7 protein-coding genes are annotated in these 12,695 nt (G+C 70.7%); 2 read left to right on the top strand and 5 right to left on the bottom strand.

Features of this window, described 5'->3' with window-relative positions:
- Positions 1-122: 122 nt before the first annotated feature.
- The 5 genes from ACFSJS_RS23260 to ACFSJS_RS23240 all read right to left on the bottom strand — a co-directional run bounded on the left by ACFSJS_RS23260 (position 123) and on the right by ACFSJS_RS23240 (position 9,369).
- Entirely contained in the window at positions 123-1,433 is a 1,311-nt protein-coding gene (locus ACFSJS_RS23260; RefSeq protein WP_380903550.1) for a hypothetical protein, read from the bottom strand.
- A gap of 160 nt (positions 1,434-1,593) precedes the next feature.
- A complete protein-coding gene (locus tag ACFSJS_RS23255) occupies positions 1,594-2,724 on the bottom strand; it encodes a DEAD/DEAH box helicase (RefSeq protein WP_380903548.1) in 1,131 nt (376 codons plus the stop codon).
- Positions 2,725-2,729: 5 nt separating this feature from the next.
- Positions 2,730-4,604 carry a DrmB family protein gene (drmB, locus tag ACFSJS_RS23250; RefSeq protein ID WP_380903546.1) on the bottom strand — a complete coding sequence of 625 codons (1,875 nt, stop codon included), beginning with the start codon at positions 4,602-4,604 and terminating at the stop codon, positions 2,730-2,732.
- Positions 4,601-7,750 (bottom strand): helicase-related protein, encoded by a 3,150-nt coding sequence (locus tag ACFSJS_RS23245; protein ID WP_380903544.1) that lies wholly within the window; start codon positions 7,748-7,750, stop codon positions 4,601-4,603. Before ACFSJS_RS23245 ends, drmB begins: the two co-directional genes overlap by 4 nt.
- 74 nt (positions 7,751-7,824) lie before the next feature.
- Positions 7,825-9,369, bottom strand: a complete 1,545-nt coding sequence (locus tag ACFSJS_RS23240; RefSeq protein WP_380903542.1) for a sigma-70 family RNA polymerase sigma factor — start codon at positions 9,367-9,369, stop codon at positions 7,825-7,827.
- A 215-nt stretch (positions 9,370-9,584) separates the two neighbouring features.
- Between ACFSJS_RS23240 and ACFSJS_RS23235 the strand changes: the two genes are divergently transcribed.
- Entirely contained in the window at positions 9,585-11,411 is a 1,827-nt protein-coding gene (locus tag ACFSJS_RS23235; RefSeq protein ID WP_380903540.1) for an AAA family ATPase, read from the top strand.
- Complete coding sequence (locus ACFSJS_RS23230; protein WP_380903538.1) at positions 11,408-12,664, top strand: McrC family protein; 1,257 nt, start codon at positions 11,408-11,410, stop codon at positions 12,662-12,664. The genes ACFSJS_RS23235 and ACFSJS_RS23230 overlap by 4 nt, the downstream gene beginning before the upstream one ends.
- Positions 12,665-12,695 lie beyond the last annotated feature (31 nt).

Below are 12,695 nucleotides of genomic sequence, written 5' to 3'. Positions count from 1 at the left end.
ATAAACCGGTGATCCTCCGGTCGCTGACGGTCGCTGCACGCGTCGCGTTCCCCACCGCCCGACCATGATCGGTGATCGAGAGCTCGACGCCTCACCGCCTACCGTGCATGAACTCGTCATGCCTACGCGGGCAGTGCAGGAAACACGACCAAGGAGCCGTCCTTGCTGCGGGCGATCTCAATCACCACGTCTGTCGGGCGACTGTCGACCATGACGCCGTCGCCCAGCTTGTGAATCCGGTGTGCCGCACTCATCAGGCGATCGACCTCACCGGTCGTGAAGATGGGTCGCAAACCATTCGGTCGTGCCAGCTCCAGCGTCGACAGGCGCTGCAGGACACCGGCGATGCCCGACTCCAGTTCGTCGAGGCGCTGCTGGTCGTGCTTGAGTACGCGGACGAAGTTCTCGAACAAGTTGCTGGGATCGCTCTGCGCATGCTCGACGGCCTGCAGGACGTTGACCCGCCGCTTCAGCGCAATGGCCAGAGCAGCGAGTTCGAGGTGGGTGCGGAACGTGCCGCCATGGTCGTCGACGCCGGGGAACGACTCGGTCAGCGTGCCGATCGCGACGGCCTTGCCATCGGGCAGCTTGTCGAGTGCACTCTGCCACCGGGTGAGGCGCCGGTCTGCGGCACCCAGTGCCGTGTTGATGGCATGCACTGCCGAGTCCAGTCCCAACGAGACACCGAGCTTGCCCTGGTCGAGCAGAATGGCAGTGGCTTTGTCGATGGCGTCGCGGCAACCGTCGAGTTCGCTGTACTCATCTTCGAGCTTCTGTTCGTGCAGTTGCTCCAGCAGTTCCGTGATGTGTGCGATGGCCTCCTGGCGCTTGGAGTCGGCATTCGCGCTCACCCCCACTGCCACGGCCATGAGCACGAGCGGCGCGGCCACGGTGAGCGCCGCACTGCCGCCGACCGCGACGCCGGCTGTCGCACCGGCTCCACCGGCTGCGCCCGCTGTTGCCACTTTGCCGACCGGCACGAACGTCGCTCCGGCGGCGATGCTGCCCTTTGAGTCGACGAGTGCACCGCGGATGCCACCGACCACCCCCTTCGCCGCCATCGGACGAACGATGCCCTGACCGAACTGGGCGGCTACCTTCGCCGGAACCACCATGCGGTACAAGCCTTCGCCGGCAGCGGTCGCCGCTGCCACCGCAGGGGAACTTCGCGCTGACTGCGTGATGAGCTGCGACAGGTGCTGTGCCAAGGGACTAACGACATCGAGCGGGATGCCTCGGCTGTGGTCGGGCTTGCCAGGCAGCGGATGTACCTCAAGTGTGGCGATCGGCTCATCTGCAAGGGCGGCCAAGACGCTGCGCAATTCAGCCAGCCGCTCGACCGTCATCGGCTTGTCCCCAGCCAATGCGGGCACCCGGACGTCACCCGTTGCCAGCGTCCACACCGGAACGGTTGCCTTGCAGTAGTTGATCATCGTCTCCCCCTGGTTTCCCGTAACACCCTACGGCTGACGTCCGACAGGAACGACGGCTTCTCGCCCTTCGGGCCGCAGCGCTCGGACGTCACCCGCCTCACACAGGGCCATGCCGATACCGGACTGGCTTCCTCGTGTGCTCGTAGCCGCGGTCGCGCCGTCACCGCGTCTGCACCCGTTCCTGCAGCCCCTCCAGGTGCCGCGGCAGTCGGCTGCCCTGCCAGCCCAGAACCAGCTGCTCGCGGGCGCGGGTGATCATGACGTAGTAGGCCGTGCGGAGGCTTGCCGAGGTGGGGTCGGCGGCGGTGTCGGTCTCGGTGTCGGGGATGACGACGGTGTCGAAGTCCAGACCCTTGGCGCTGGCCCGGTGGACGAGGACGATGCCGGGGCGGGCGAGGTCGATGTCGCGGTAGCGGCCGGAGGGGGCCGCCGAGCTGTAGAGCCGGGGCTCGTACGCCAGACCGGCCCGCTCCAACCGCCGCATCAGACCGGCCGCGGTGCGCAGGGAGCTGACGATGACGCCGATGCGGTGCTGCGGATTCCGGGCCGCCATGGCGGCGATGTCGTCGGCGATGTCCCTCTCCCCGGAGTAGTGGCGGATCACGGGCAGGGGGCCGCTGCGGGTGGGCGGGACGGGGCGGAGGCCGCCGGTGCGGAAGTGTTCGGCGAGGGCGGCGATCTCGCGGGTGTTGCGGTGGTTGCCCGTGATGCCGGTCCGCGTCGCGGCGCGGCCGAGGGCGGCCGTGATCTCGGCGAGCGTGGAGTTCGTCTCGGTGAGGCGCTGGCACTCGTCGGCGAAGACCGTGACGGATGCGGCGGCGAGACGGGCCAGCCGGTAGAAGCCCGGCGGCAGGTCCTGGCCCTCGTCGACGACGAGGTGGGGTGTGGCCGCGCCGTCCGCGTCCTTCTCGCCGTCCGTACCGAGGGCGGCGGCGGCCCGGTGGGTGAGGGCCGTCCAGTCGAACCAGCCGTCCTCGGTGCGCGGCGCGTCCCGGCCGAAGTGGCGCAGGACCCAGCCGTGGACGGTGGCGACCTCGACGGGCGCGCCGGGCACCGTGAGGCCCTGGAGGGTGCCGTGCAGGAGTTGGCGCAGGAGGTTGGAGCGCGACAGCAGCAGAGTCGGGTGGCCGGTGAGGGAGAGGTGGACGGCGCGGTGGGCGGCCAGCAGGCTCTTGCCGCTGCCGGGCGGGCCGTCGACGACGTGGTTGCCGGTCAGCGGCAGGGCGTCCAGGCAGTCGCGCTGGGCCGGGGTGAGGTCGGGATGGAGGACGGGGGTGTTCGCGGCGATCATGGGCGTCATCCCAGGGCGGTGGCGGCCGCGTACTCGCGGCCGGCGGTGAGGACGTCGGTGAAGTAGCCGGGGACGCGGGCGGAGCCGACGACCAGGGCGCGGTCGAGGAGGGTGTTGCCGGTCTGGCAACTCGTCTCGGGCAGCAGGGTGCAGGCGTGGCAGGCGGCTCGGTTGAGGTTGCCGAAGCCCTGGCCGGTGTGCTCGGCGCACAGCGGGTCGGCCGAGCACCAGGCGGCGGCCTCCAGCATCCGGACGAGCGTCTCGGCGAAGTGCGGTGCCTCGCCTTGCCGGACCAGGCCGCCGAGGGTGCCCTCGGCGTCGCCGGCGGCCGTGTAGACCAGCAGTCCGCGCTGGCCGTACTCGGGGCGGCCGTAGACGCGCTCGCGCAGACTGGCGGTGGTGTAGCCGGAGTCGAAGGAGAGCTGGCGGATGAGCAGGTGGGCGAGGGTGTGCAGGAGCAGGAAGCGGGGCGAGAGCTCGCTGCCGACGGTCTCGGCGAGCTGGTCCCCGCGGAACGACGCGCCGAGGTCGGTACGGATGCCGTCGACGTGCTCCCGGACACGGGGGTCGTTCTCCCACGCGGTCAGGCGCTGTTCGTCGAGGGTGAGGACGATGCCCTCGCCGTAGACCTCGGTGGCGGGCAGCCAGCGCAGGCGCCCGCTGGTGTCGGCGGGCACGAGGGTGCCGTTCGGGGAGTGGCGGCGGAACCCGGTCAGCGCCCGCACCTCGCGCAGGCGGTCGGCGAGGACGACGCCGCCGATGTGCGCGTCGAGGGCGGCCCAGAGCTCCCCGCTCTCGCCCTCCAGGCCGAGGCCTCCGCGACGGACCGCGAAGTTCCTGGCGGGCTCGGGCAGTTCGTCGGCGTCGAAGGCGTGCCACTCGTCGCGGCTGAGGTCGATCCTCTCGGGCTTCGGCCGGTCGGCGGGCCGCTGGACGGGCTCCCCGGTGGCCTCCGCGACGAGCTGGTCGATGAGGGTGTCGGGGGCCTCGGTGTCCTCCTTGATCAGGTTGCGGAAGATGTCGGCCCGGGGTGTGCCGAGCGCGTCGATGAGATTCGTCCAGTAATCGTGGCCGAGGACGGCGTCTGCCGCGTTCCGTTCCGCCCGCGGGGGTTCGGCGGTACGGGGGATGTCGAGGGCCGAGTAGACGACCGGGTAGTAGACGTTGCCGGCGGTGCGCTGCACGATGTGGACCTGCTGGCCGCAAGAGGCGTGCTCCTTCCTGCGCTGCCAGGGGTTGCGGCCCGAGCAGCGCCCCGGCTGGGGGCCGAGGATGTCGAGCAGGTCGCGCTCGGCTCCGCACGGCCTGCCGCCCGCCCCGGTGGCCCCGCAGCGCACCGAGAGGGCTTCGAGCCCGGAGGCGCGGTCGGCGACGCGGAAGCTCAGGCGGCTCGCCCTCCAGGCCCGCCCCGCTTCGGAGCAGGCAGCCCGCTGCTCGGGGGCGAGATCGGAGTGGGCCCAGTACCACCAGTCGACGTCGTCGAGGTGCCCGTCCGCACAGATGCGGACGAACCGCATCGGCGTCAGGCGGGGTGCGGCGGCACAGGAGGTGCAGACGGGCGGCTCGCCGGGCTTCTCCATCTCGCGCAGGAAGCGGACCATGCTCCGGCAGGCGCCGCAGAACAGCCAGCCGGGGAAGCGGACGTAGGGGACGCCGGGGAGGTCGGGTCGGTCGTAGCGGTCGTTGAGGGTGTGGGGAGCGGCGAAGAAGCCCCTGACACCGAGGCGGGCGGCGAGCCGTTCGGAGGAAACGGGGGTCTTCAGCTGCGGCCAGTTCTCGATGCCGGCGGCGACGAAGGACTCGCCTTGGACGTCGATGACGGCGCCGACACCGAACGGCAGCACGGTCTGTGCCTGGCGGACCCGGAGTTTGCGTGTCACTTTCCCGCTCCCGTCACGGTGATCTGGCACTCGCGGTCGACGCTGCGCATGGAGTTGAGGGTCTCCCACAGGCCGTAGCGCTGCTCGAAGGTCTTGAGGAGGTTGTGCTGGCCCTTGCCCTGGCTGCGGTAGTGGAGGGACTTGCCCTCGGCCGCGGCCGTCTCGGCCTGCCGGTGCCAGGCCGCCAGGAGGTCGCCGAGTTCCGCGCGGACGGCGGCGCGCAAGGTGTCGCCGCCTGTTCCCGCGGCGCCGCGCTCAGCGGTCGCGGCGCGCTCGGCGAGGGCGTCGGCGATCCGCTCGGCCGCGTTCCTGTGGCGGGTGATGAGGCCGGCCTGGTTCTCCGCGGTCAGGCCGAGCCGGTGGCGGACGAGGATGACGAGTGCGGCGTGCAGGGCGCGGCGGCGGGCGGGCGGGGACCAGGGGGTGACGCTGGCGGGTTCGACGTGGCGGTAGAGGGCCCGGTGGTAGTCGTCGAAGGTTTCGTAGTGGGACCGGTCGCGCGGGCGGGTGGCGTTGAAGTAGGTGACGACCAGTCCGGGCACGTGGTGGCGGCCGACGCGGCTGGTGGCCTGGATGTACTCGGCGGTGGTCTTGGGCTGGCCCTGCATGAGCAGGTAGGCGAGCCGCTTCACGTCGACGCCGACGGAGAGCATGTTGGTGCACGGCAGGAAGGACACCGACCGGGGATCCGTCCAGGGCTTCTCGAGGCGGTCGAGGAGGATGGGCTGTTCGGCGCGCCTGAGGTTGCTGGTCAGTTCCTGCACATCGCCGTCGCCGAGGGTGCGCACACCTGCGCCCTCCTCCAGGCCGCGGAGCTGGGCCGGGATGTCGTCGCCGGCCGCGGTGACGGTGCGGCCGAGCTCCCGCAGGCTGTGGTGGTAGGCGACCAGCGTCCAGTAGTCGTCGCGGTGCTCTTCGGGGAGCTGGTGGACACCCTGGAGCATGGCCGCCGCGGTGGCGACGGCGCCGCGGCCCGCGGTGTGTCCCTGCGCCATGACGCCCAGGTAGAGGCGGCCGGGGCGGCCGGTGTCGGGGACGGCGAAGAAGCTGTCGCGGGCGTCGAGCCCGGAGGGCGGAAAGAGCTGGACGCCCTGGTGGTGCAGGGCGCGGACCTGCTCGGCGGAGCGCCGGATGGTGGCCGTGGCGGCGACGATCTTGGGCGGACGACCGTCCGGGCCGGTGCACAGCTCCAGGATCGCCGCCTCGTAGAGGCCGACGGTGGTGCCCAGCGGCCCGGTGAGCAGGTGCAGCTCGTCCTGGATGATCAGGGACGGGGGCGGGTTTCCGGTTCCGGCGCCGAAGAGGCGGCCGGAATCGGGCTCCCAGGCGAGCCGGGCGAACTTGTCGACGGTGCCGAGGAGGAAGGTGGGCGGGCTCTGGTAGAGGTGGTGGTCGACGACGGCGACGGGCAGGAGGTCGTGGAAGGCGCACTCGTCCCGGGGGCAGAAGAAGGCGAACTCGTCCTTCCCGGCGCGGATTCCGTAGTCGGAGCGGACGGTGGAGCGGGTCGCCGGGAGGATGCGGGTGCCGCACCAGGGGCAGCGGTCGAGGATGAAGACGTCTTCGGGGTGGCTGGCCTCGCGTTGCTGGCCGAAGGCGTCCTCGGCGGCCTGGAAGCTGTTGGGGGTGGTGGACTCGCCGACCCACAGGCCGATGGTGATCGGCTCGCTGCCGAGGCCGAGTGCGGGTTCGGTGCGGCGCATGTGCTCCAGGGCGCAGACGGTGGTGGCGGCGCGCTGGAACTGCTGGGTGGTCAGCAGGCTGAGGGTGTAGCGGCTGAGCACGGTGGTGCCGCCGCCCTCGCCGCGGATCCGGCGCAGGGCGATGGTGAAGGCGGCCAGGAGCAGGTACGCCTCGGTCTTCCCACCGCCGGTGGGGAACCAGATCAGGTCGGTGGTCCCCCGGTCGCGGTGGCTGGGGTCGGCGACGCCGTCGAGAGCGAGGAGGAAGAAGGCGAGCTGGAAGGGGCGCCAGGCGGCCTTGGGATCGACGGGCGGTTCGAGGGCCACGGCCTCGGAGCGGGGGCGCCGCAGGCCGGCCTGGTCGGGGGCGGAGTGCCGCATCTGGAGCAGCATGGTGCGCTGGGCGATGCGGAAAGCATCAAGAAGTTCGGGCCGTTCCGGGTCGCACAGGGTGCGCACGCCCGACTCGATGCGGGTGACCGCCTCGCGGACGCGGCCGAGGATCCGCTCCGCGGCCTCCCGCCCCCACGGCGGCACCTCGACGGACCGCTGGCCCACGTACCAGGCGTGGTAGGAGGCGGCGAACTCGGCCAGCTCCTCGCGAAGCTGGTCCCTGCCGACAGACGGGTCGGCCAGGTGGGAAAGAGTGAGTACGGGTGCGTCGAGCGGTCCGCCGGCCCGGATGGCGGGCACCTCGACGCGCGGCAGGACCTCGCAGGCCAGGAGTTCGACGCGGCCGTCCTCGCCGCGCTCCTCGCGCACGGCGCAGCCGTGGCCGACGGCATGGGTGACCACGTGCCGGTACTGCAGGCGCAGTTCGCGCTCCTCCGGGTCGCGGCTGGCGAGCCGGACGCCGGGATAGGGCAGCACGGCGCCGTCGGCGGGGCGGACGGTGAGCCGACACTGGAACAGCATGTCGTCCCAGCTCGGCGCCTTGCCATCGGAGCCGTCGTGGCGGGCGGTGTTGACCAGGGCCACGGTGACAAGCGTGCCGTCGCCGTAGGAGCGGCGGGTCAGCCGGATCTCCGCGCGGCCGCCGAGGACGGGCACGGTGTCCCGCTCGGGGCCGACCGTGTGCGTTTCGGGAGCGATCGGGAAGCGCTGCCAGCGCCGCCCACGGCCGGGCTCGTTCCGCTGGGTCTCGTAGCGGGCGGCGGCGCATTCCACCTCGACGCGGGCGGCGGCGGTGTAGAAGCTCAGGCCGAGGGAGGCGGGCAGCCAGCTGTTGGTCTCGGGCACCGGGTCGGTGGCCGGGGCCGTGTCGGGGGCGTCCTGCTCCGCCCCGGGTGCCTCGGGGTCGTCGGCCGCGAGGGCGAGCTGCCGCTGGAGGTCGGCTTGCTGCGGGTAGAGCGTTCCCATCAGGTACTGCCGATCCGGCGGCGCGTCGAGCACCTCGTCGTCACCGCCGGCGGGACCGACGAGCTGGCGGGTGAGGTAGTCGACCAGCTCCTGGCGCGGGTCCATGTGCGGGTTCCTCCGGATCAGGGGCGGAGCACGGGGAAGCGACGGCAGTGAATCCGCCGTGGCCTGCGGTCGGTTCAGAAGGGTGACGGGATCATTTTGTGGCGGACCAGCTGGCCGAGGAACTTCGCCTTGGCCTTCGGCTCGATCTGGCGGATGCGCTCACGGGTGACGCCGAAAACGCGGCCGATCTCCTCCAGCGTGTCCGGCTCGTCACCGTCGAGACCGGTACGTCGGACGAGGACGTGCCGTTCACGCTCGGTGAGGTGCCCCAGGACATGCCGCAGTTGCGCCTGAAGTTCTTTGCGGATCAGGACGACAGCGGGGCCGGGAAGCCGGCTCGGTCCGATGATCAGGTCACCGAGGGCGGTGTCGTCACCAATGATCCGGTCCAGGGAGTCAGTGGGCCGGCTGATCCTGCGCACATCCTCCACCTCGGCGAAAGTGAGGCCGGCCGTGTAGGCCACGTTCTCGACGCTCCGGGGGCGGCCTTCGCCGAGGAGCCTGCGCTCGGCCGTGGCGACCTTGCTGACCTTCTCGTGAACGTACACGGGAAGCCGAATCAGGGTGCCCTCGTCGGCAATGGCCCGTGTGATGCCCTGCTTGATCCACCACGTCGCGTAGGTCGACAGCTTGCATCCCTCGGTGGCGTCAAACCTGCGGACCGCGCGCATCAGTCCGATGGTCCCGTGCTGGACGAGGTCCTCGATGTCGAGCCCGCGTCCCTGGTAGCGCTGCGCGATCTTCCACACCAGCCGCTGGTTGTGCCGGAGGAGGCACTCGTAGGCGCGCCACCGCTCGCCGTCGCGGGGCAGTGCCGCGATCTCGTCGGCCGGGACGTCTCGGTCAAGACCGTCGCCGCCGCGGAGGAGAACGGCGAGGCCCACCTCCTCCTCCGCCTTGAGCACCACCCTGCCCGGGTTGCGGCGCCACCGGTCCTCCTCCATCACGGCACGGGCCGCGCGGACGGCGTCGGACAGCCTGCTGTCCATGGTGGAGACGGCAGAGCGGGCGTGCTTCTTGCCGGCCGGTGACTTAGAGAGCGCGGCGCTCGACACCGGAGGGGCAGGCGTCTCGGCACGGGCCCGACCGCCTGTCACCGCCTGGACGGACGTGCGCGGCGGGCGAGGACGGGTGATGGGGAAGTCGGCGGCCAGCTCGCGCACTTCGGCAGGGCTGAGTCCGTGGAGCCGTACAACGCCGTCGTGGGCGAGTCTGCCCACGCTGCCGTCGGCGTCGGCATAACGGGCCAGCATCCGTCGGGCCTGGACCAGACGCCTGGCCGCCTGGCCGGTACCGGACCCGGGCTCAGGGGCGACGGGCGGCGAGGCGGACGCCTCCACCGGCGGGGTCGCGATCCGCGTCTCGGGGCCGGAGGCGGGCGCGGAACGCGCGGGGCGGTGGTTCGCCCCCCCTCGACGCGGGGACTTCACATGGATGTCGACGGCGGCAAGTCCGTTGCGGAGCCTTCGTCGCTGCTCATCGGTCGTGAGGCCGAGCCGCTCTGCCTCCCGGGTGAAGACGCTCTGACTGACGACTCCCGTACGAGAGGCACAGCGTCTGAGCCTTTCGATCACGGACGGCAACTCCGCCTCGATCGCGCGCCGGTCGGCTGCGGCCATCGTTTTCTCACCCATAGCGCCCCCCACTTCAGCACCCCAGCGCCAGTTCCGCCCTACAGATCCGGCCGGATACGCCCACACCCTAGAGTTACTTCGTTTACATAGTCAACAGATCCAAGGGATCTCTCTGTTCATAGTTCTCAATCGTTTGACAGAGTCAACGAGTAGGGTGTGCGATGTCTTCGCATGCCTCGTCCCGCCCGGAGGGTCCTCCCATGACTCAGTCCGAGCGCCTCCCCGGCGCACCCGAGTTCCGCATCAGGCTCCCCAGGGGCGGCGGCGAGGCGCGCGGGTGTCTGCTCACCCAGTTCGGCGGCAACGGTACGAACAAGTTCCTCCTGTTCAAAGGGTCGGCGGTAGCCGCCGAAGCATGGCCGAGGATCGGGGACCACGCACGCCGGTTCCGTGCCGAGCTGCGCGCGAGCGGCGGACTCGTCGATGCGCCCGCCGATCCCGACCGGCCGCAGACACCGCCGCGTTGGGTAGCGGCCCGGGACATCGAGTGCAACTCCTCCTCGGCCGCCGCCACACTGGTGTACGGCTACACCGCCTCCGGGCCCGAGTCCTGGCGGACCGCCGAGGGACATCCGCTCGCCGACTACCTGTCCACCAGCTGGCGCGCCCCGCGCAAGGCATGGCTGGTGCGCGGTTCCAACGTCTCCGGGCACAACCTGGTGCGGCAACTGTGGCTGAAGGAGGAGTTCGTCTCGCTCGCGGGTGCTCATCTGCCTCCCCTGGAGGAGCCCGACCCGACCAAGAGCGCGCTGCGCCGCTTCGTCGAGGAGGGATACGAGGGAGCGGCCTCGTACAACCAGAAACAGGGCCTCGTCGACGAACTGCACGCCTTCCTGACGCAGATGCGCGTCGGCGACACGGTGGCCACCATCAGCGACGGCCGGTTGCACGTCGGACGAATCACCGGGGAGGCCGTGCAGACCTCGTCGCCGGACGGGTTGTCCAACCTGCGGCGGACCGTCGCCTGGAAACCTGACAGCCATGCGTACGAGGATCTGCCGGATGAGGTGCAGCAGAAACTGTCAGTGCAGCACGACGTCGTCGACCTGACCGGTGTCCTGGACGCGCTGGACGGGCTCACCGGGCAGGCGGAACGCACGAACCCGACGGCAACCGACGGTACGGATCAGCACCCCGTCACGGAACGGCCGCCACAGCGGGAGTTGTCACTGCCGGGGATCACCGAGGAGCTCGCCGCCGATCTCCTCGTCCACGACCGGTCCTGGCTGGACGAGATACGCGAACTCCTGCTGGACGAGCGGCAACTGGTGCTCTACGGCCCGCCGGGCACGGGCAAGACCTACCTGGCGATGAAGTTGGCCGAGTACTTCGGCGGCGGCCCGGAGCAGGTCAAGATCGTGCAGTTCCACCCCTCGTACGCCTACGAGGACTTCTTCGAGGGGTTCCGGCCCGTGGAAGATCCCGAGACGCGGGAGGTGGCATTCCGGCTGACGGCGGGTCCGCTGCGGGAACTCGCCGATCTCGCCTCCCGCGAGGGCAACCGACACATCCCACACTTCCTGATCATCGACGAGATCAACCGCGCCAATCTGGCGAAGGTCTTCGGCGAGTTGTACTTTCTCCTGGAGTACCGCACGAAGTCCGTCCGGCTCACCTACTCCGGGGACGACTTCGCACTGCCGCAGAACCTGTTCGTGATCGGCACGATGAACACCGCCGACCGCTCCATCGCCCTGGTCGACACGGCGATGCGACGCCGTTTCGCGTTCGTGGAGCTGTCCCCGCGTGTCGAGCCGACCGCCGGACTGCTCGCGCGCTGGCTCAAGCGCGAGAAGAGGGATCCGGAGCCCGCCCGCCTCCTCGACGCTCTCAACGCCCTCGTCGACGACGCCGACTTCGCCATCGGCCCCTCCTACCTGATGAAACCGGGCGTGTACCGCGACGGCGGCCTGGAACGGATCTGGCGCACGAAAATCCTGCCGCTGCTCGAGGAGTACCACTACGGCGAAGGCATCGACGTCACCGCCCGCTACGGTCTCGACGCGCTGCGCGAGCAGCACCCATGACCGTGCCCGCGCCCATATCCGAGGTGGTGCTGCACGAGTACGGGCCCGCAGTCTCCGTCCCGCTGGATGCCGCGGTGGGGCGGACCCTCGCCGCCTCCGGCATCCTGCAGAGCGCGGTTCCGGACCCCGGCCGAGACGGACACTGGCTACTGCGGGCGGGCAACCATGTCGGCGCCGTGCGCACGCCCGGCGGTCCGGTCGTACGGATCATGCCCAAGATCCCGGTGAGCCGGTTGTTCTTCCTGCTCGGATTCAGCCTCGACCCGGCACGCGCCTGGCGCGACAGCCGGGAGGGCACCGTCGACACCGGCGCGTACGACGACGTCGTCCCCGCGCTCGCTCACGCCGTGGAGCGACAGATCGACACGGCACTGCGGCAGGGAGTCCTCCAGGGCTACCGGGAAGTGGAGGAATCCGCACTGGTCGTGCGCGGGCGGTTGCGCGAGGCCGAGCAGATCCGGCGGCACTTCGGCCGTACACCGCCCGTGGAGATCTCCTACGACGCGTACACCGCCGACACCGCCGAGAACCGCATCCTGCGTGCCGCCTCCGAACGGTTGCTGCGGCTGCCGGGTGTCCCCGGCCCCGTCCGACGGCGCCTCGCCCATCAACGCGCACGTCTCGCCGATGCCCTGCCACTGGTACGGGGGCAGGAACTGCCGCCTTGGCAGCCATCGCGTCTCAACTCGCGCTACCAGCCGGCGCTACGGCTCGCCGAGGCCGTCCTGCGGGGCTCCTCGCCGGAACACCGGCCGGCTGGGTCCGAACCGCTCACCGTGGACGGCTTCCTACTCGACATGAACAAGCTGTTCGAGGACTTCATCACCGTCGCCCTGCGCGAGGCCCTCCGGGAGCGCGGTCTGACCGCACGCCTCCAAGACCTCCACCACCTCGACATCGCGGGTCTCGTGCGGATGCGCCCCGACCTCGTCGTCCGCACCGGCGACGGCCGCACCCCGCTCGCTGTCGTCGACGCCAAGTACAAGATCGACAAGGCCAGCGGCCCCCACAACGCCGACCTGTACCAGGCACTTGCGTATGCCACCGTGCTCGGTCTGCGCGAGGCGCACCTGGTGTACGCAGCCGGACGGCGACCCGAGCGCTTCCACGAGGTGCGCGGAACGACGGGGCCGGACGGACGAGGAATACGGCTCTACCTGCACAGCCTCGACCTCTCCCTCCAACCGGAACCGCTCCTGTCCGCTCTCCGGGAGATGGCCGGATGGTTGTCCGGCACCGCCCCACATTCGTGATCACGAAAAACCGTCAGAGGGAAAGGAAAAA

Origin of the sequence: Streptomyces desertarenae, from assembly GCF_042681365.1 — a bacterium.
Taxonomy (GTDB): Bacteria; Actinomycetota; Actinomycetes; order Streptomycetales; family Streptomycetaceae; genus Streptomyces; species Streptomyces desertarenae.
Note: the sequence above shows the minus strand (reverse complement) of the source record. Positions and strands in the feature narration are given on the sequence as shown.

Excerpts from the sequence above, each read along its gene's own strand:
- ACFSJS_RS23235 (WP_380903540.1), top strand. The coding sequence starts at position 9,585 with ATGACTCAGTCCGAGCGCCTCCCCGGCGCACCCGAGTTCCGCATCAGG.
- ACFSJS_RS23245 (WP_380903544.1), bottom strand. The coding sequence starts at position 7,750 with ATGGACCCGCGCCAGGAGCTGGTCGACTACCTCACCCGCCAGCTCGTC.
- ACFSJS_RS23230 (WP_380903538.1), top strand. The coding sequence starts at position 11,408 with ATGACCGTGCCCGCGCCCATATCCGAGGTGGTGCTGCACGAGTACGGG.
- ACFSJS_RS23255 (WP_380903548.1), bottom strand. The coding sequence starts at position 2,724 with ATGATCGCCGCGAACACCCCCGTCCTCCATCCCGACCTCACCCCGGCC.
- ACFSJS_RS23240 (WP_380903542.1), bottom strand. The coding sequence starts at position 9,369 with ATGGCCGCAGCCGACCGGCGCGCGATCGAGGCGGAGTTGCCGTCCGTG.
- ACFSJS_RS23260 (WP_380903550.1), bottom strand. The coding sequence starts at position 1,433 with ATGATCAACTACTGCAAGGCAACCGTTCCGGTGTGGACGCTGGCAACG.